The sequence below is a fragment of the Kitasatospora sp. NPDC004289 genome, assembly GCF_053602875.1.
On sequence record NZ_JBSGEL010000057.1, the window covers coordinates 1 to 19332 of the forward strand.

Genomic DNA, 19332 nt, shown 5'->3' on the forward strand with positions numbered 1-19332 from the left:
GCACCACCATCAGCCGCATGAACCATGCGGAAACAGTCTCACCCCGCACTGACCATCAGCTGTTCCCCGTCCAAAGATCCGAGCCAAGCCACTAGGTGCGGCCGAGGTCGCCGTGGTGGCCGGCCAACTGGTGGACGAGCGCCCGCGGGATGCCGACGGCCTTTGGTTGGTGGCTTCCGCCCGCTCCAGGGAACTCGCCTACGACCACGCCTTCGTGACCGCTTTGGAGGCGGCGGTCCGCGAAGCCACCGCTGGGATGCGCCAGCGCTACCTCGACATCGCCACTGTGACCAGCCAGGTGAACGACCACCTCCGAGAGCACGGTTCGGACCAGAGCGCCAGCTACCACGCGGTCTCCGGCCGGGCCGTCCCGCCGTTCCTGCCCAACCCCAGGTACCGCCCCGGTCTGCCCGACGGCGCCATGGACGTCCAGTCCCAGCGGGAGTGGACCGCGCACTTCGAGCCCCGGGGGCGCGGGGTCGAGTACGTCAGTGAACGGGGCGACTGGTTCACCGGCCGACGCCAGGCTTTGGCCTCGCTCGCGGGATGGCTGCGCGATCCCGTCCACGACCGCCGGGCCCGGGTAGTGACTGGCGATCCGGGCTCCGGCAAGTCCGCGGTCCTGGGACGGCTACTGGCCCTGGCCCGGCCGGACCACCCCGAAGCCCCCGCACACCTGCTGCCGCCGCCGGATGTGGTGACGGCCTCGGTGCACGCGCACGGCACCACCCTGGAGCAGCTCACGACGCGGCTGGCAGTCGCTTTGGACGTCGAAGCCGACACTCCTTCACAGCTGCTCGCCAGCCTCGCCGCGTACGAGGGCTCGCTCCGGACCGTGCTGATCGACGCCCTGGACGAGGCCGGCACTGGCGTCGAAGGGAGAGAACCACAGCGTATCGCCAGGGAGTTGCTCCGCCCCATGTCGGTGCTGCCCCGGCTGCGCCTGCTGATCGGGACGCGTCGGACGACGATTCCCGACCTGGGGCGTGGCGTGGAGGTCCTCGACCTGGACACGGATGCGTACACCGGCCGCGATGACATCGAGGAGTACGCGCGGCGCACGCTCGCCGCGATGCCGGGTGAGGTCGCGGAGCCCGAGCGGGCGGCGTTGGCCAAGGCAGTGGCCCGGCGGGCTGGCCGCTCCTTCCTGGTCGCCAGGATGACCGTCCGGGCGCTGCTGCACGGGGACTTGACCATTGATCAGTCCCGGCCGGGCTGGGAGGAGCAGCTTCCCTCGGAGGTGGGACAGGCCTTCGACGCCTACCTGGCCCGGTACGGCGAGGACGAGGATCGAGTGCGGTGGCTGTTGCGACCGTTGGCCTACGCGGAAGGGTCCGGTCTTCCGTGGGACTCGTTGTGGGCTCCACTGGCGGCGGCCCTCTCGGGCGAGAAGTGCACCGACGCTGACGTGAACTGGCTGTTGAGGCAGGCGGGTTCGTACGTCGTGGAGGTGCCGGTCAGTGAGGGCAGGTCGGTGTTCCGGCTGTACCACGAGGCGTTGGCCGAGCACTTGCGCGATCCCCGGCGCAGGGGTGAGGACCAGCGCCGGATGACGGCTGCCCTGATCGACTCGGTAGCGGCCAGGGCCGAAACCCGTGACCTCGACTGGGAGCGCGCGCACCCGTATGTCCGAGCGCACCTGGCCGGTCACGCCGCAGCGTCGGGAGATCTGGGGCGTCTCCTCGAAGACCCGTGGTTCGTGGTCCACGCCGAGCCCGATCCGCTGGTGGCGGCGATGGAGGGCGTCGAAGGCGCGCACGCGCAGCGAGTCCGCACGATGTACCGGACCTCGGCCCACCTCTATCGGCATCTCTGCGTCCACGAGCGGACACAGGTCATGGCTGTGGACTCGGCGCGGTACCGATTGGAGGAGTACCGGAGGGCGCTTGGCGAGCGGCTGGTGTGGAAGCCCAGATGGGCGACCGGGTCTCAGACGAGCACTTTGTACCGAGGGGAGTTGAGCTCGTGGTCCGGCGATCCACTGCTCGCTGTTGAGTTCGACGGGGCGCCGGCCGTGCTCATCGCTCGAGACGGCGGACCGGTGGAGATCTGGGATCCGGCGGGGCAGGTCTGCCTGGCGTCGTTGGACGGGCATACCAGGACAGTGACGGCAATTCACTCCGTCGAAGTGGACGGGGTGATGCTCGTAGTGACGGGTGCCGACGATGGAACGGTGCGTGTCTGGGACCTCGTGCGCACCACGGAGCTTCACAACTTCGCCGTGCGGACCGAGGCCGAGGTCGCGGAGTGGGCCAGTGAGGGATATACGGGGCCCATCGTGGCGGCTCTGTCCTGTGTGCAGGGGCACGACCAGATGCTGATCGTGGGTTGCTCGCGCGACGGCTCGGCCTGGGTCCGCGAACTGGCGTCCGGTCAGCTCCGGCGAGAGCTTCCGGGGCATCCGAGTGCAGTCCGCCTGCACCTGGACCTGCTCGGCACGAGAGTTCGAGGAGAACCTTCCGCGTTGGTCCAACAGCCGTCCGGTGCGGTCCGACTCTTGAACGTGGACACAGGGGCCTGGGTGGAGCTTGGCGACTCAGAGGGCTGTGAGGCGATGGCCAGCGTCGTTCAGGACGGTGTCGACCTGATTGCGCTGGGATTCCGGGGTGGGGCACTCCAGTTCCGCGATCCGGACACCGGGAGAGTGGTCTTCTCCTGCGACCTCGCACCGGGATGGATCACCGCGCTCGCCTTCGCGGAACTCGACGGTCGCGCTGTCATGGTGCTGGGTTACGCAGACGGTTCCATGGAGTTGAGAGAACGGGCCGCAGGGCCCGCGGGTCGGTTGCTGGCCCGTCTCAATGGCCACGCTGACTGGGTCCGTTCCATCGCGATCTCCTACGCCGACGGATGGCCAGTGGCTGCCAGTTCCAGCAGCGATGGCTCGGTCCGCCTGTGGAGATTGGAGGAGCGACCGGAGGAGCTCGAGCTGCACGGGCATGCGAGCACGGTGTCGGCGCTTGCCTGCACGGTGCTGGACGGTTCCCCCGCCGTGGTGTCGGCGAGTCACGACCACACCGCTCGGGTGTGGGACGTTTCGTCCGGTCGGGAGCTGCGTCGTCTCGAAGGGCACACCGCCTGGGTGGAGGAGGTGACCTGTACGACGGTCATGGGGAGGCCGGTTGCGATTACCAGCGGGCGCGACAGGACCGTTCGTATGTGGAGCCTCGCGGACGGATCGGAGGCCGGGTGCACCGAGGGTAGCTACGGATCGCCGCTGGCCGTCGGCCACATCGAGAGCAACCCCGTGGTCGTGCACCACACTGGCGGAAGGCGGATGGGCCAGTGGGATCTGGGATCCCTGCGGATCGGCGGAACCTTTGAAGTGAGCGGGCGGTTCGGTGTCGAAGCCTTGGCTTGGGCCCTACTGGACGGGCGGCCGGTGGCGGTGGTCGCCGACTATCCGGGCAGCGGGCGGAGGATCGGAGTTTGGGACCTCACGGAGATGACCTGGATCGGTGATCTGGAGGGACAGGTGGGCCAAGTCGACGCGATGGCATACGGCGCCGTTGGACCGGTCCCTGTGGTGCTGGCCGCCACTATCCGCCATGGCACTCAGGTGTGGGACCTCCGCACTCGGAAGCAGTGGTGTCAGCTCGGTAATGGTGGAGTGTCCGCTGTGGCGTTCGGCGTCCTGGACGGCATGCCCGTGGCCCTGACGGCCGACCACTCTGCCGTACAGATCTGGAATCTGCGGGATGGAGCACTGTTGGACGATATCCAGCTGCCGGCTCGGCCCGGAGCGGTCGCCTTTGCCCCCGGCGGTGAGCTGGTGGTCGGTGCCGGTTACGAGGTGATCGTGCTGGAGCGGGACGGGAGGCCGTCAGGCCCGGGTGGTCGGAGGTGACCCGGGCCTGACGGGGTCTCAGGGGTGGGTCCTAGAAGAAGCCGAGGGCGTCGGGGGAGTAGGAGACCAGGAGGTTCTTGGTCTGCTGGTAGTGCTCCAGGAGCATCTTGTGGGTCTCGCGGCCGATGCCGGAGTTCTTGTAGCCGCCGAAGGCCGCGTGGGCCGGGTAGGCGTGGTAGCAGTTGGTCCAGACCCGGCCGGCCTGGATGGCGCGGCCGGCGCGGTAGGCGGTGGAGCCGTCGCGGGACCAGACGCCGGCGCCGAGGCCGTAGGCGGTGTCGTTGGCGAGGGCGATGCCGTCGTCGAAGTCGTCGAAGCGGGTGACGGCGACGACGGGGCCGAAGATCTCCTCCTGGAAGATCCGCATGGAGTTGTCGCCCTCGAAGACGGTCGGGGTGACGTAGTAGCCGCCCGCCAGGTCGCCGTCCAGCTCGGCCCGCTCACCGCCGGTCAGGAGCTTGGCGCCCTCGGCCTGGCCGATCTCCAGGTAGGCGAGGATCTTGGCGAGCTGTTCGGCGCTGGCCTGGGCGCCGATCTGGGTCTCGGTGTCGAGCGGGTTGCCCTGGCGCATGGCGCGGACCCGCTCCAGGCCGTCGCCGAGGAAGCGGTCGTAGATCGAGGACTGGATCAGGGCCCGGCTGGGGCAGGTGCAGACCTCGCCCTGGTTGAGGGCGAAGAGCGCGAAGCCCTCCAGGGCCTTGTCGTAGAAGGCGTCCTGACGGTCCGCCACGTCGGAGAAGAAGAGGTTGGGGCTCTTGCCGCCGAGCTCCAGGGAGACCGGGATGAGGTTCGGTCCGGCGTACTGGCTGATCAGGCGGCCGGTGGAGGTCTCGCCGGTGAAGGAGATCTTGCGGATCCGCGGGGAGGAGGCCAGCGGCTTGCCCGCCTCCTCGCCGAAGCCGGTGACCACGTTGACCACGCCCGGCGGGAGCAGGTCGGCCACCAGCTCCATCAGCAGCAGGACGGAGGCGGGGGTCTGCTCGGCGGGCTTGAGGACCACCGCGTTGCCGGCCGCGAGCGCCGGGGCGATCTTCCAGATGGCCATCAGGATCGGGAAGTTCCACGGGATGATCTGGCCGACCACGCCCAGCGGCTCGTGGAAGTGGTAGGCGACGGTGTCCTCGTCGATCTGGGACAGGCCGCCCTCCTGGGCGCGCAGGGCGCCGGCGAAGTAGCGCAGGTGGTCGACGCCGAGCGGCAGGTCGGCGGCCAGGGTCTCGCGGACCGGCTTGCCGTTCTCCCAGCTCTCCGCGACGGCGAGGCGTTCGAGGTTGGCCTCGATCCGGTCGGCGACCCGGAGCAGCACCTGGGCGCGCTCGGCGGGTGAGGTGCGGCCCCAGGCGGGGGCGGCGGCGTGGGCGGCGTCGAGTGCCGCCTCGACGTCCTCGGCGGTGCCCCGGGCCACCTCGCAGAAGGTCCGGCCGGTGACGGGGGTGGGGTTCTCGAAGTAGCCGCCGCGCACCGGCGGCGTGAAGGAGCCGCCGATCCAGTGCTCGTAGCGGGGGCGGAACTCGACGATGCTGCCGGGCTGGCCGGGGGGCTGGTAGACCGTCATGGGCGGTATCTCTCCTCGCTGCTGAGGGTGGAGCTGCGGGACGACCACGTACGCGCACCGGTGCAGGGGTCACCGGCCGGACACGCACGGTAGCGACTCCAGGGCGAGACCCTAGCCCCGAAGGGCTCGGGCCGCCATGGTGCGTCGTGGAGCTCGGAGAGGAGGGGGAGCGGGGGAGGAGGAGCGGGGGACGGAAGGGAAGGCGGTGACCTGGTGGGACGTCAGCCCGATACGTACCGACCGGTCCGGAGCTCCCAGCGGAGATAGCCGGCGGTCCATGCGCCGAGTCCGTCGGCGTACCGGTGCGCGGCATGACGATCGGCTACCGTCAGCCGCAACAGGCGGTAGACTTCGGGCAGTTCGTTCATCAGCTCGCCGACCTTGTCGGCCATCAGCTGGGCCTCCGCCATGACCACGGAGGCGGCTTCCTCGGGAGAGCAGTCGCGCTCGCGCTGCACGATCATCACCAGGTTGGCCACGTCGCCACGGGCCAACTCCTGGGCGTAGGAGCGGACATCGTTGGTGAGGGAGGGTATGTCGGCCGCCAGCTGGCGGAGTTGGCGGAGCACGGGATGGTGCAGCACGGCCTGCGGCACCTCGAAGCGCCCCAGCCGCTCGATCATGTCGAAGATGGTCTCCATCGCGGCGGTGCCCCGACGGAGCATCAGGTAGCTTTCACGGTCCGGTGGTCGGCTGGCTATTCGCCCGGCGGCCTCGGCGGGGTGGGAGGCGAAGTAGGACTCCCAGTTGTACGCGGCCCTGGCTCTCCAGCGGGGCGACATGCCCTCGATGCTGCGGCGCCACAGGTCGGAGAAGGCGCGTTCGGCGGGGGTGCTGCCGACCGGTCTGGGGCTGTGCATGAGGGCGGTGAGCCGCTCGCAGATCTCGGCGACCTCTTCGGGGCGTCGTCCCAGCGCGTCGTCGAACTGGTCGTCGAAGAGGAAGTAGAAGCCCATCAGGTCAGCGGCCAACCCGAGGTCCTCGGCCGAGCTCTCCGGGTAGGTCAGCGCCGCCAGTTCCGGTACGTCCCACCTCTCGTAGCTCAACTGGCCGGTGGAGGCGGCCAGTTCACGGTGGCGGTGCAGCCACTCGGCGTGGTGCCGGGCGGCCTGTGCTTGGTGGGGGCTGCGTCGGTGGGGGAAGGGGAGCTCAACTGAGCTGTCGTCGGACATCGGACTCCAGGCGCTCGGTACTGTGCGTAGTTCTGGCGCTCTCCACGGCTCTGTGTGTGTCAGCCTTTGCGCCGTATGCGTCTGAATGATCAACGGCGCCCGTTCCGGGCGAAGATTATCCGATCTGATCATCAGACGGCAGGGGTACCAAGGCATTTGCCCTCGGAGTCCGGCCTGAATCCTGAACGTGGGCTCCGGCCTGCGCGAACGCGCGCCACGGGGGCGGCCACGGTATTACGCTCACCACCAGGACCAAGGGACGGGTGCGAAGCGGAGGCTGGCAGTGGTCGATCAGCAGGGCGGGCCGAGGGACGGTCACGGGCACGGCGGTCACGCCCGCCTGCACGAGCGGGAGGAGGAACTCCACACCGCCGAGCAGGCGTTGGACCGCCTCTGCGAGGACTTCGAGGCCGGTGGCACCGAGATCGGCGAGCTGCTCGTCTACGCCTCCCCGGCCGGCGTCGGCAAGACCGCCGTGATGGACCAGATCCGCCGGCTGGCCAAGCTCCGCAAGACCTGCACCGTGCTCTCCGGCCGGGGTGGCGAACGGCAGACCAAGGAGCCGTTCCACGTCCTCAAGCAGCTGCTGCTGCCGGTGCTCGGCGGACTCTCCGAGTCCGAGCGGTCCGAGGTCTTCGGCGGCTGGTACTCCATCGTGGGCCCGGCGATCGGCCTGCTCCCGCCCTCCGGCGAGGTCGAGCAGATGGACCCCCAGGGCGTCCGCGACGGGCTGGACTACGTGCTCACCCAGCTGGCGCCCCGGCGCGCCCCGCTGGTGATGATGGTGGACGACCTGCACTGGGCCGACCAGGAGTCGCTCACCTGGCTGGCCTCCTTCGCCGCCCGGGCCCGGCTGCTGCCGGTCCTGCTGGTCTTCGCCTACCGCAACGAGTTCGAGGAGAGCCGCGAGCTCCAGCAGCAGATCGAGGGCCAGGCCACCCGCCGGCACGCGCTGCGCCCGCTCAACCCCACCTCGGTCGGCCAGCTGGTCCGGGCCGAACTCGGCCCGGAGACCGAGGACCTGTTCTGCCACGAGGTCTGGGCCGTCACCAAGGGGAACCCGTACGACGTCGCCGTCCTGCTGCGCGAGGTCCGCGACCAGCAGCTCGACCCCTTCGAGGAGAACGTCAAGCAGCTGCGCGACCTGGCCGCCGCGGCCAAGGGCATGACGCTGCAGTACTGGCTGGACAAGCTCGGCAGCAACGTCCTGCGGTTCGCCTGGGCCTGCGCCCTGCTCGGCACCGACATCAAGCAGGACCTGGCCGCCACCATCTGCGCCCAGAGCCCGGCCGAGGCCGAGGAGTCCGTCCGCCAGCTGCGCCGCCAGCACGTGCTGACCACCGGCCCCACCGGCCGGCTCGACTTCGTCCACCCGGTGATCGGCACCTCGATCTACCAGACCATGCCGCCCAGCACCCGGACCGGCATGCACGGCATGGCCGCCACCGCCATCGAGCACTCCGGCGGCTCGCTCCTGGACGCCTCCCGCCACCTGCTGGAGACCCACCCCGAGGGCGACGACGGCATGGTGGCCAAGCTCCGCCAGGCCGCCACCGAGCACCTGGCGATCGGTGCGCCCGAGGCCGCGCTGCGCTGTCTCCAGCGCGCGCTGTACGAGCCGCCGGAGGAGGACGTCCGGGCCGAGGTGCTCTACGAGGCGGGCTGCGCCGCCCTCCTGACGGACCCCCTGACCACCGTCCACCAGCTCCGCCAGGCCCTCGCGCTGGAGCCCGGCCTCAGCGCCGAGCTGCGGGTCGACGCCACCTTCCGGCTCTCCGAGGTGCTGGCGCACGCCGGACAGCTGGTCGAGGCCGCCGAGGTCTGCCGGGCCGAGGCGGAGCACACCGCGCCCGGCCCCGGGCGGATGCGGCTGGAGGCGCTGCACTTCATGTGGATCGCCTGGCAGCGCGACGAGGACGACGGCCCGGCCCGCTCGCGCCGGCTGGCCGAGCTGGGCCGCACGGTCAGCGGCCGCGGCGACTCCGACCGGGCCGTCCACACCATGCGGGCCTGGGACCTGACGCTGCGCGGCGAGCCCGCGGGCCGCGCGCTCGACCTGGTCGGCCAGGCGATGGACGGCCACCGCCTGCCCGAGGGCCTCGGCTGGCGCAACAACACCTGGGGCTTCGAGTTCCCCGCCATCCTCGGCCTGACCTACACCTACACCGACCAACTCGCGACCGCCGAGCGGCTGTTCGCCGACGCCATCACCGAGTACGAGGTGGCCGGCTGGAGCAGTGGGCACCGAGGGTTCTCCTACTTCCTGATGGGCCTGGTCCGGTTCCGCCGCGGACTCCTCGCCGAGGCCGAGGACTTCCTCCGTCGCGGCCTGCGGCTCTCCGAGCGGATCGCCCCGGACATCCCGCTCCAGTGGGACACCGTCGGCGTGCTGGCCGACACCCTGCTGGCCCGCGGCCGGGTCGACGAGGCCTGGGAGCTGGCCCGCAAGTACCGCTTCGCACCGCCGTACCACCCCACCGCCATGGTGCTGCCCGACGCGCCGACCCTCTACGGCAAGCTGCTGCTCGCCAGGGGCGACCGCCACGGAGCGGCCCAGGTCTTCCGCACCGTCGGCGAGCAGCTGGACCGCCGGGGCTGGCACAACACCGTCTGGGCCCCGTGGACCGGCCACCTCGCCAAGGCCATCTCCCCCGAACGCCCCGACGAGGCGCGGGAGCTGGCCGCGGAGGCGGTCGCCCGGGCGGAGAAGTTCGGCACCGCCTCGGCGCGGGGCGCGGCCCTGCGGATGCAGGCCTCGGTCTGGGACGGCCAGTTCGCGGTCGACCGGCTGGAGGAGTCCGTCAACCTGCTCACCCAGTCCCCGGTCAGCTACGAACTCGCCTGCTCCCTGGTCGAACTCGGCGGCGCCCTGATCCGCACCGGCCGGCTGCACGACGCCGCCGAGTACTGCTACCAGGGCATCGAACTGGCCCAGAACTGCGGCGCGGACGGGCTGGTCGCCCAGGCCCGCCGCGAACTCGCCCGCGCGGGCCTGCGGCCCAACCGGCTGCGGACCCTCAGCAAGGACTCCCTCAGCCAGAACGAGCGCAGCGTCGCCGAGCTCGCCGCCAAAGGAGTACCTCCCCAGCGGATCGCCGAGCAGCTCAACGTGGCGCTGAGCATGGTCCACCGCCGCCTGGCGGCCGTCCACCGGAAGATCGGCACCGGCCCCGAGGGCCTCGCCGAGGCCCTGGGACTCGACCGCCCCAAGGACAGCTGACGCACCGGCAGGGCTGCGCCCCGCAGGGGCGCGAGGAACTGCGCGCAGTGGAAAGGCAGCACCTGCAACTGAGGGCACATCGGTCAGTTGCACGTGCTGCCGTTCCCCCGCGCGCAGTTCCTCGCGCCCCTGGGCGGGTAGCCTTGGTCCAAATCGACAAAGTCGCACAGGTTCGAACATGCGAAGGGGTCCGTCCAGATGCCGCAGACCGAGGTAAGCCGCGCGCCGTTCGACCGCACCGCCGCAGGCGCCGCCATCGAGCGCTGGACCCTGCGCAGCGGCCCGGTCGAGGCCACGGTCCTCTCCCTCGGGGCGACGCTGCACGGCCTCACCGCCCCCGACCGCGACGGCCGGAGCGCCCAGGTGCTGCTCGCCTCCGACGAGCTCGCCGCCGTGCTCGGCCCGGCGCGCCACTACGGGGCGACCGTCGGCCGGTACGCCAACCGGATCGCCGACAGCCGGATCACCGTCGACGGCGAGGACCACCCGCTCGCCCCGACCGGCAACGGAGTGACCCTGCACGGCGGCCCCGACGGCTTCGCCCACCGCCTCTGGCAGGCCACCGAACTGCCGGGCGCCGGCGTCCGCCTGACGCTGCACAGCCGGGACGGCGACCAGGGCTTCCCCGGTGCGCTGGACGTCACCGTGGACTACCTGCTGGACGGCGCCGACCTCACCATCGCCTACCACGCCGTCACCACCCGCCCCACGGTGGTCAACCTGACCAACCACGCCTACTTCAACCTCGCGGGCGAGGGCTCCGGCGACGTCCTCGGCCACCTGCTCACCCTGGAGGCCGACCACTACACCCCGGTGGACGCGCGCCAGATCCCGCTCGGCCCGTACGAGGCGGTGGCCGGCACGCCGTTCGACTTCACCACGGCCCGCCCGATCGGGAAGGCGATCGGCGAGGCGGGCGGCTACGACCACAACTGGGTGCTGCGCGGCTACGACGGCGGCACCGCTCCGTCCCGCGCGGCCCTCCTGGAGGACCCGATCAGCGGCCGCACCCTGGAGGTGCTCACCACCGAGCCGGGCATCCAGGTCTACACGGCCAACGGCTTCGACGGCGCCGTCACCGGCCCGAGCGGGGTGCCCTACGGCCGCTACTCCGGCGTCGCCCTGGAGACCCAGCACCACCCGGACTCCCCGCACCAGCCCTCGTACCCGAGCACCGTGCTGCGCCCGGGCGAGGAGTTCCGCTCCGTCACGGTCTTCCGCCTCGGCACCTCCTGACGGCCGCTCGCCGGAGGACGGCACCTCCGGCCGGCAGGAGCGGTACATCCGATTCGCCGTATATTGACCGGATGGACGGCAGCACGGAGAGCAGCGGCGAGGTGCACCGGGCGCTGGCCGCGCCGGCCCGCCGCGCGCTGCTGGCGGAGCTGACGGAGGCCGGCGAGCCGTTGGAGGCACGGCAGCTGGCCGAGGCGGTCGGCCTCCACCTGACCACCGTCCGGCAGCACCTGACCGCCCTGGTGCGGGCCGGGCTGGTCGCCGTGCACACCGAACCGGCGGCCGGCCGGGGCCGTCCGAAGCTGTGCTACACCGCCGCCCCGGAGCGCGAACAGCTGGACGCCTACCGCGAGTTGGTGGACATCCTGGCCCAGGGGTACGGCCGGCTCACCCCGTCGCAGGCGGGCCGGGAGTGGGGCACCGGCACACCGCCGCCGGACGCCCCGCTCGCGGACCAGGTGATGGCCGCCGCCGAACGCTGGGGCTTCGAGCCGGAACTGGACGGCCGCCGGGTCCTCCTCCACGGCTGCCCCTTCGCCCCCAACGCCACCCGCCACCCCGAGGTGGTCTGCGCCGTGCACCAGGGCCTGCTCGACGCCCTGGCCCCCGGCATCACCCTGCGCCCCTTCTCCGCCCCGGGCATCTGCACCATCGAGCTGCCCGGGGCGCGGTGACCTACTGCCCGGCCAGCCAGAGGTCGGGGCCGAACACCTCGTAGTGGATGGCGTCCGCCGGGACGCCGCGCTCCAGCAGCTGCCCGCGGGCCGCCCGCATGAAGGGGAGCGGACCGCAGAGGTAGGCCTGCACGCCGGTGGGCAGGGCGACGGAGGAGAGGTCGACCAGGCCGTCGGTCTCCTCGTACCAGCGGTGCAGCTCCGCCTGCGGGAGGGCTTCGGTGAGCTCGGCCAGCTCCGCGGCGTGGGCGTGCGCGGCGGGGGAGCGGTCGCCGTGGACGGCGACCACGCGGCGCTTGGAGCCGGTGCGGACCAGGTGGTCGAGCATGCCGATCATCGGGGTGCAGCCGATGCCGGCGGAGGCGAGCAGCACCGGCGCGTCGCCGTCCCGGAGCACCAGGTCGCCGAAGGGGTGCGAGACGGTGAGCTCGCCGCCGACCTCCAGGTGCTCGTGCAGCCGGCTCGACACCTCGCCGTCGCGCTTCACGGTGATCCGCCACTCGTCCCGCCCGGGGGCGGCCGAGAGGCTGTACTGCCGGATCTGCCGTGCGCCGTCCGGGAGTCGGACGCCGACGCTGACGTACTGGCCGGGCAGGAAGGCGCCGACCGGGGCGCCGTCGGTGCGGCGCAGGGTGAAGGAGACCGCGTCGGCGGTCTCGTCCTGCCGGCCGGTGACGGTCATGGACTGCCAGACGTCGCCGGGCTCCAGGCCGGCCTCCTGGTACAACTTGGCTTCCAGGGCGACGAGTTCACCGGCCATCAGCCAGTAGAGCTCGTCCCAGGCGGCGGCCACCTCGGGGGTGACGGCCTCGCCGAGCACCTCGACGATGGCGGCGAACAGGTGGGTGTGCACCACCTGGTACTGGGCCTCGGTGACGCCGAGCGAGGCGTGCTTGTGGGCGATCCGGGCCAGCATCGCGCCGGGCCGCACCTCGGGGTGCTCGACCAGCAGGGTGGCGTAGGCGGCGATCGAGCCGGCCAGTGCCTGCTGCTGCTCGCCGCTGGCCTGGTTGCCGCGGTTGAAGAGGTCGCGGAGCAGTTCGGGGTGGGCGGCGAAGAGCTTGGAGTAGAACAGCGGGGTGATCTCCCCGATGGCCCCGCCGACGGCGGGCAGGGTGGCGCGGACGGTCTCGGTCGACTGTGGGGAGAGCACGGGTCCTCCTGGATGGGGTGACGGCTGCGCTCTCAATATAAATGGTGATCGCCATTTAAAAAGTGGGCCAAAGGTCCCGATCTCCGCCGATCCGGCCCCGCCACCGTCCGGCAACGCGCAGGACACGCGGACGTAACGATCCCCGGTTCTTGCAGAAACTTGCTGCAAGACCTTTCGGCGCCGCTCGCGCCGCTGTTACGTTCCTTCCCGAGCCCGACGGCCACGAGCAACGGCGCAGTCGGCAACGGGACAGCCATTATGCGCCGTCCCCCTCCACTTCGGGCACCCCCACCTTTCCCCAAGGAGTTCTCATGCGGCGTGGCATCGCGGCCTCTGCCCTCGTTGCGGCCCTCGCGGTCACCATGGCGGCCTGTGGCAGCAGCGGCTCCGGTTCGGACGACAAGGCCGCCTCCGGCCCGGTCACCATCACCTACTGGGACACCTCCAACGCCACCAACGAGGCGCCGAACTACGAGGCCCTGGTCAAGAAGTTCGAGGCCGCCAACCCGAACATCAAGGTCAAGTTCGAGAACGTCCCGTTCGACCAGGCGCAGAACAAGCTGCAGACCGCGATGGGCGCCACCGGCGCCCCGGACGCCTTCCGCTCCGAGGTCGGCTGGACCTCGGCCTTCGCCAAGGCCGGCTACCTGGAGCCGCTGGACGGCACCGCCGCGCTCGCCGACAAGGCCGCGTTCCAGCCCAGCCTGATCCAGCAGGCCACCTTCGAGGGCAAGGTCTACGGCGCCCCGCTGGTCACCGACACCCTGGGCCTGCTCTACAACAAGGAGCTGTTCACCAAGGCCGGCATCACCAAGGCGCCCACCACCTGGGACGAGCTGAAGACCGCCGCCGCCCAGGTCAAGGAGAAGACCGGCGCCGACGGCTTCTTCCAGCGCGCCGGTGACGGCTACTACGCGATGCCCTACCTGCTCGGCGAGGGCACCGACACGGTGGACGCCAAGGGCAAGAAGATCACCGTGAACTCGCCCGAGGCCGCCAAGGCGATCGAGACCTACAAGTCGATGTTCACCGCCCCGGGCACCGTGAAGGCCGACGTCACCACCGACTCCTACGCGCACATGATGGACGCCTTCAACAGCGGCAAGGTCGCGGCGATCATCCAGGGCCCGTGGGAGGTCACCAACATCTACAAGGGCACCGCCTTCGCCGACAAGAAGAACCTCGGCATCGCGCCCGTCCCGGCCGGCTCGGCCGGCAAGGCCGGCGCCCCGACCGGTGGCCACAACGTCTCGGTCTACGCCGGCTCGGACAAGGCCCACAAGGAGGCCGCCGCCAAGCTGGCCGGCTTCCTGACCTCGGCCGAGAGCCAGGCCTTCCTCGCGCAGAAGAACTCCACCCTGCCGACCCGCACCGACGCCTTCACCGCCGAGGTCAAGGCCGACCCGGGCATCGCCGGCTTCCAGGCGGTGCTGGCCTCCGCCCAGCCGCGCCCCGAACTGCCGGAGTACTCCTCGCTGTTCGCCTCGCTCGGCACCAACCTGGGCAAGGTCGTCCAGGGCCAGTCCGACACCAAGGCCGGCCTGGACGCCGCCGCCGTGGACTACGCCAAGCTGCTCCCCGGCTTCGCCAAGTAAGCCCCAGGAAGCACCTCGCAAGCCCGCCGCCCGGGCCGCCCACCTGACGGAGGTGGCCCGGGCGGCTGCCACCCACTCCCGAGAAGGTGTCAACTCATGGCAGTCGCCGTGCAGGACGCGCCGGCCGAGGACGGACGGCGCTCCCGTCCCGGTCTGCTGGCCCGCGTCAAGCTCTCGTACAGCAAGTACTGGTACGCGTACGCGATGGTCGCCCCGGTCGTCATCGTCCTCGGGGTGCTGGTCGGCTACCCGCTGGTGCAGGGTCTGTACCTGACCCTCACCGACTCCAACAGCCTCAACTCGGCCCGCACCATCGGCGTCAAGCACATCCCGGCCACCTACGAGTTCATCGGCCTGCACAACTACGCCGACGTGCTCTGGGGCCCCGGCTCCTACGACCGCTTCTGGTCGCACTTCGTCTGGACCATCGCGTGGACGGTCATCTGCGTCACCGTCACCTACGCGACCGGTCTGGCGTTGGCCATGCTGATGAACCAGCACCTGCGCGGCCGCGGCCTCTACCGGCTGATGCTGATCCTGCCCTGGGCGGTGCCCACCTTCGTCACCGTCTTCTCCTGGCGTCTGATGCTGGCCGACGGGGGAGTGGTCAACGGACTGCTCGGCAGCGTCGGACTGCCCGAACCCTCGTGGCTCTCCGACCCGTTGGCCCAGAAGGCGGCCGCCATCGGGGTGAACACCTGGGTCGGCGTGCCGTTCATGATGGTCTCGCTCCTCGGCGGCCTGCAGTCCATCCCCGGCGAGCTGTACGAGGCTGCCGAGATGGACGGTGCCACCCCCTGGCAGCGCTTCCGTCACATCACCCTGCCGGGCCTGCGCACCGTCTCCTCCACCGTGGTGCTGCTCGGCGTGATCTGGACCTTCAACCAGTTCACCGTCATCTTCCTGCTGTTCGGCAACGGCGCGCCGGACGCGCAGATCCTGGTCACCTGGGCCTACCGCCTCGGCTTCGGCCAACAGCCCCGCGACTACGCCCAGTCGGCGACCTACGGTGTGCTGCTGCTCTCCATCCTGATCGTCTTCACCAGCTTCTACCGCCGTTGGCTGGCCCGGAACGAGGAGTCGTCCCGATGACCGCGACCATCGAGGAGGCCGTGAACACCCCGGCCCCGAAGGCGAGTTCCCCCGGCCGTCCGAAGAAGGTGCGCCGCCGCGGCGAGTCCTCACCCCTGGTGAAGGCGCTCTCGCACGCCGCCCTGGTGCTGGCCAGCCTGATCGCGCTGTTCCCGGTGCTCTACATCGGCTTCATCTCGCTCGGGCCGGACAAGATGGACTACCTGCACCCCGGGCAGATCCTCTCCAAGGTGACCTTCTCGAACTACACCAAGGTGCTGTTCGACACCGACTTCGGCACCTGGTTCCTGAACTCGGTGATCGTGGCCGGCGGTACCACCGTCTTCGGCGTGCTGGTCGCCGCCACCACCGGCTACGCGGTCTCCCGGATGCGCTTCGCCGGCCACCGCCAGCTGATGTGGACCCTGCTGGTGACCCAGATGTTCCCTATTGCGGTCCTCATTGTGCCGATGTACACCATCCTCTCCGAGCTGAAGCTGCTGGACGGCTACCTTGGCCTGATCATGGTCTACTCCGCCACCACCGTCCCCTACTGCGCCTGGCTGCTGAAGGGCTACTTCGACACCATCCCGGTCGAGATCGACGAGGCCGGGCGGGTGGACGGGCTGAGCCCCTTCGGCACCTTCTGGCGCCTGGTCATCCCGCTGGCCCGGCCGGGCCTGGCGGTCGCCGCCTTCTACTCCTTCCTCACCGCCTGGGCCGAGGTGGCCTTCGCCTCCACCTTCATGCTCAGCTCCGGCAAGTACACGCTGGCCGTGGGCCTGCAGACCTTCATCAGCCAGTACGAGAGCCAGTGGAACCTGATGGCCGCCACCTCGGTGCTGATCGCCCTCCCCGCAGCTCTGGTCTTCTACCTGGTACAGCGTCACCTCGTGACCGGTCTGACCGCCGGCGCCGCGAAGTCCTGACGGCCTGACGTACCGTCAAAACCGCCCCCGCACCTGCCTGTTGCCGCGAACCGGCCGCCCCGACCGGGCGGCCGGGCCGCCACCGAGTCCCCAAGGGATGACTGTCCATGACCCAGAACCTGGCCGACACCTCCCGGCCCGCCGCCCCCGCCGCCGAGTCCGACGCCGACTCCTCCGCTGCGAACGGTGCCGCCGGCAGAGGCTGGTGGCGGGACGCGGTCATCTACCAGGTGTACCCCCGCAGCTTCGCCGACTCCAACGGCGACGGCATGGGCGACCTGCCGGGCGTGCGCAGCCGGCTCCCGTACCTGCGGGACCTCGGGGTGGACGCGGTCTGGCTCTCCCCCTTCTACGCCTCCCCGCAGGCCGACGCCGGCTACGACGTGGCCGACTACCGCGCGGTGGACCCGATGTTCGGCACCCTGCTGGACGCCGACGGCCTGATCCGGGACGCGCACGAGCTGGGCCTGCGGATCATCGTGGACCTGGTCCCCAACCACTCCTCGGACCAGCACGAGTGGTTCCAGCGCGCCCTGCGCGAGGGCCCCGGCTCGCCGCTGCGGGACCGCTACCACTTCAAGCCGGGCAAGGGCGCGGACGGCGAACTGCCGCCCAACGACTGGGAGTCCATCTTCGGCGGCCCGGCCTGGACCCGCACCGTCGACCCCGACGGCACCCCCGGCGACTGGTACCTGCACCTCTTCGCCCCCGAGCAGCCGGACTTCAACTGGGAGAACCCGGCCGTCGCCGACGAGTTCCGCTCGATCCTGCGGTTCTGGCTGGACATGGGCGTGGACGGCTTCCGGATCGACGTCGCGCACGGCATGGTGAAGGCCCCCGGCCTGCCCGACCTCGGCGCCCACGACCAGCTCAAGCTGCTCGGCAACGACGTGATGCCGTTCTTCGACCAGGACGGCGTGCACGCCATCTACCGCGCCTGGCGCCGGATCCTGGACGAGTACCCGGGCCAGCGGATCGGCGTCGCCGAGGCCTGGACCCCGACCGTCCAGCGCACCGCCAACTACGTCCGCCCGGACGAGCTGCACCAGGCCTTCAACTTCCAGTACCTGGGCACCTCCTGGGACGCCGCCGAGCTGCGCGAGGTGATCGACCTCTCGCTGGACTCGATGCGCCCGGTCGACGCCCCGACCACCTGGGTGCTCTCCAACCACGACGTCACCCGGCACGCCACCCGCTTCGCCAACGAGCCGGGCCTGGGCACCCAGATCCGCACCCCCGGCGACCGCGAGCTGGGCCTGCGCCGGGCCCGCGCCGCCTCCCTGCTGATGCTCGCCCTGCCCGGCTCCGCCTACGTCTACCAGGGCGAGGAGCTCGGCCTGCCGGACGTCACCGACCTGCCCGACGAGGTCCGCCAGGACCCGTCCTTCTTCCGCGCGGAGGGCCAGGACGGCTTCCGCGACGGCTGCCGGGTGCCGATCCCGTGGTCCGGCACCGAGGCCCCCTACGGCTTCGGCCCGACCGCCGGCGGCCCCAGCTGGCTGCCGCAGCCCGACAGCTGGGCCGGGCTCAGCGTCGAGGTCCAGACCGGCGACCCGACCTCCACCCTGGAGCTCTACCGCTCCGCCCTGACGATCCGTCGCTCCCACCCGGACCTCGGCGCCGGCGAGTCGGTGGAGTGGCTGGAGACCGGCGAGCACCTGCTCTCCTTCCGCCGCGGTTCCTTCGTCTGCACCGTGAACACCGGCTCCGAGCCGGTCCGGATCGCCGCTCCCGGCCGTATCCTGCTCTCCTCCACCGAGGCCGTCGCGGTGGAGGGCGAGACGGTCCTCCCGGCGGACAGCACCATCTGGTGGGCGGTCTGACATGGTTGCAATAGGCTCTGGGATCGTGACTACGGCGCGACTCTCGGACATCGCGGCGCAGGCGGGGGTCAGCGAGGCCACCGTCAGCCGCGTCCTCAACGGCAAGGCGGGCGTCTCCGCGACGACCCGTCAGACGGTGCTGGCCGCACTCGACGTGCTCGGGTACGAGCGGCCCACCAGGCTGCGCCAGCGCAGCGCCGGCCTGATCGGCCTGATCACGCCGGAGCTGAGCAACCCGATCTTCCCCGCCCTGGCCCAGGTGATCGAGCAGGTGCTGAGCCGGCACGGCTTCACGCCGGTGCTCTGCACCCAGACCCCGGGCGGCTCCACCGAGGACGAACTGGTGGAGATGCTGGTCGACCGGGGCGTGGCGGGCATCGTCTTCGTCTCCGGCCTGCACGCCGACTCCACCGCCGACCACGACCGGTATGCCAAGCTGACCGGCCGCCAGGTGCCGTTCGTGCTGATCAACGGCTACAGCGAGAAGATCGCCGCGCCGTTCATCTCGCCGGACGACCGGGCCGCGATGTGGATGGCCGTCCAGCACCTGGTCGAACTCGGCCACGAGAAGATCGGCCTGGCGGTCGGTCAGCGGCGCTACGTGCCGGTGCTGCGCAAGATCGAGGGCTTCACCGCCGCGGTCGGCGAGTACCTCGGCCTCGGCCCGGACCAGGCCGCCGAGTACGTCCACCACACGCTGTTCAGCGTGGAGGGCGGGCACGCCGCGGCCAACGCCCTGCTGGACAAGGGCTGCACCGCGATCGTCTGCGGCAGCGACCTGATGGCGCTCGGCGCGATCCGGGCGGTCCGCCAGCGCGGGATGGCGGTACCGAAGGACGTCTCGGTGGTCGGTTTCGACGACTCGCCGCTGATCGCCTTCACCGAGCCGCCGCTCACCACCGTCCGCCAGCCGGTCGAGGCGATGGCCACCGCCGCCGTCGACGCCCTGCTGGAGGAGGTCAACGGCAGCGGCTCGCAGCGCGGTGAGTTCATGTTCCAGCCCGAGCTGGTCATGCGCGGCTCCACCGGCCCGCGCCAGCACGGGCGTTAGGACGCG

Annotated in this window: 12 protein-coding genes; 9 read left to right on the forward strand and 3 right to left on the reverse strand. The window is 71.0% G+C overall.

Going from position 1 to position 19332, the window contains the following annotated elements:
• Nucleotides 1-115 precede the first annotated feature (115 nt).
• Nucleotides 116-3847 (forward strand): hypothetical protein, encoded by a 3732-nt coding sequence (locus ACWEPF_RS29875; protein WP_452175000.1) that lies wholly within the window; start codon nucleotides 116-118, stop codon nucleotides 3845-3847.
• 31 nt (nucleotides 3848-3878) lie between these two features.
• Here the strand turns inward: ACWEPF_RS29875 and exaC are convergent, their stop codons facing one another.
• Together exaC and ACWEPF_RS29885 are read right to left on the reverse strand one after the other, a co-directional pair.
• A complete protein-coding gene (gene exaC / locus ACWEPF_RS29880) occupies nucleotides 3879-5402 on the reverse strand; it encodes an acetaldehyde dehydrogenase ExaC (RefSeq protein ID WP_452175001.1) in 1524 nt (507 codons plus the stop codon).
• A 221-nt stretch (nucleotides 5403-5623) separates the two neighbouring features.
• A complete protein-coding gene (locus tag ACWEPF_RS29885; protein WP_345289161.1) occupies nucleotides 5624-6574 on the reverse strand; it encodes a terpene synthase family protein in 951 nt (316 codons plus the stop codon).
• 283 nt (nucleotides 6575-6857) lie between these two features.
• On the opposite strand from ACWEPF_RS29885, the gene ACWEPF_RS29890 reads away from it, so the two are divergent.
• The 3 genes from ACWEPF_RS29890 to ACWEPF_RS29900 all read left to right on the forward strand — a co-directional run bounded on the left by ACWEPF_RS29890 (nucleotide 6858) and on the right by ACWEPF_RS29900 (nucleotide 11704).
• Entirely contained in the window at nucleotides 6858-9794 is a 2937-nt protein-coding gene (locus ACWEPF_RS29890; protein ID WP_452175002.1) for a helix-turn-helix transcriptional regulator, read from the forward strand.
• Nucleotides 9795-9992: 198 nt separating this feature from the next.
• Nucleotides 9993-11030: an aldose epimerase family protein gene (locus ACWEPF_RS29895; protein ID WP_345289159.1), complete on the forward strand. Its 1038-nt coding sequence runs from the start codon at nucleotides 9993-9995 to the stop codon at nucleotides 11028-11030.
• Nucleotides 11031-11101: 71 nt separating this feature from the next.
• On the forward strand, nucleotides 11102-11704 hold the full coding sequence (locus tag ACWEPF_RS29900) for a helix-turn-helix transcriptional regulator (RefSeq protein WP_452175003.1): 603 nt from the start codon (nucleotides 11102-11104) through the stop codon (nucleotides 11702-11704).
• 1 nt (nucleotide 11705) lies between these two features.
• Here the strand turns inward: ACWEPF_RS29900 and ACWEPF_RS29905 are convergent, their stop codons facing one another.
• A complete protein-coding gene (locus ACWEPF_RS29905; RefSeq protein WP_452175004.1) occupies nucleotides 11706-12857 on the reverse strand; it encodes a globin domain-containing protein in 1152 nt (383 codons plus the stop codon).
• Nucleotides 12858-13168: 311 nt separating this feature from the next.
• Here ACWEPF_RS29905 and ACWEPF_RS29910 point away from each other — a divergent pair, with 311 nt between their 5' ends.
• The 5 genes from ACWEPF_RS29910 to ACWEPF_RS29930 all read left to right on the forward strand — a co-directional run bounded on the left by ACWEPF_RS29910 (nucleotide 13169) and on the right by ACWEPF_RS29930 (nucleotide 19326).
• Nucleotides 13169-14452, forward strand: coding sequence for an extracellular solute-binding protein (locus ACWEPF_RS29910; protein ID WP_452175005.1), 1284 nt, complete (start codon nucleotides 13169-13171; stop codon nucleotides 14450-14452).
• 96 nt (nucleotides 14453-14548) lie between these two features.
• Complete coding sequence (locus ACWEPF_RS29915; protein WP_449798044.1) at nucleotides 14549-15544, forward strand: carbohydrate ABC transporter permease; 996 nt, start codon at nucleotides 14549-14551, stop codon at nucleotides 15542-15544.
• A complete protein-coding gene (locus ACWEPF_RS29920) occupies nucleotides 15541-16452 on the forward strand; it encodes a sugar ABC transporter permease (RefSeq protein WP_452175006.1) in 912 nt (303 codons plus the stop codon). The genes ACWEPF_RS29915 and ACWEPF_RS29920 overlap by 4 nt, the downstream gene beginning before the upstream one ends.
• 107 nt (nucleotides 16453-16559) lie before the next feature.
• On the forward strand, nucleotides 16560-18275 hold the full coding sequence (locus ACWEPF_RS29925; protein WP_452175007.1) for a glycoside hydrolase family 13 protein: 1716 nt from the start codon (nucleotides 16560-16562) through the stop codon (nucleotides 18273-18275).
• Nucleotide 18276: 1 nt separating this feature from the next.
• The gene (locus tag ACWEPF_RS29930; protein ID WP_345289151.1) at nucleotides 18277-19326 is read left to right on the forward strand and encodes a LacI family DNA-binding transcriptional regulator; all 1050 of its coding nucleotides are present in this window, start codon (nucleotides 18277-18279) and stop codon (nucleotides 19324-19326) included.
• Nucleotides 19327-19332: the final 6 nt, after the last annotated feature.

What these genes read in the sequence shown, in the direction of transcription:
- ACWEPF_RS29920 (WP_452175006.1), top strand. Translation starts at nt 15,541, where the DNA reads ATGACCGCGACCATCGAGGAGGCCGTGAACACCCCGGCCCCGAAGGCG.
- exaC (WP_452175001.1), bottom strand. Translation starts at nt 5,402, where the DNA reads ATGACGGTCTACCAGCCCCCCGGCCAGCCCGGCAGCATCGTCGAGTTC.
- ACWEPF_RS29930 (WP_345289151.1), top strand. Translation starts at nt 18,277, where the DNA reads ATGGTTGCAATAGGCTCTGGGATCGTGACTACGGCGCGACTCTCGGAC.
- ACWEPF_RS29910 (WP_452175005.1), top strand. Translation starts at nt 13,169, where the DNA reads ATGCGGCGTGGCATCGCGGCCTCTGCCCTCGTTGCGGCCCTCGCGGTC.
- ACWEPF_RS29900 (WP_452175003.1), top strand. Translation starts at nt 11,102, where the DNA reads ATGGACGGCAGCACGGAGAGCAGCGGCGAGGTGCACCGGGCGCTGGCC.
- ACWEPF_RS29885 (WP_345289161.1), bottom strand. Translation starts at nt 6,574, where the DNA reads ATGTCCGACGACAGCTCAGTTGAGCTCCCCTTCCCCCACCGACGCAGC.
- ACWEPF_RS29895 (WP_345289159.1), top strand. Translation starts at nt 9,993, where the DNA reads ATGCCGCAGACCGAGGTAAGCCGCGCGCCGTTCGACCGCACCGCCGCA.
- ACWEPF_RS29925 (WP_452175007.1), top strand. Translation starts at nt 16,560, where the DNA reads ATGACCCAGAACCTGGCCGACACCTCCCGGCCCGCCGCCCCCGCCGCC.
- ACWEPF_RS29915 (WP_449798044.1), top strand. Translation starts at nt 14,549, where the DNA reads ATGGCAGTCGCCGTGCAGGACGCGCCGGCCGAGGACGGACGGCGCTCC.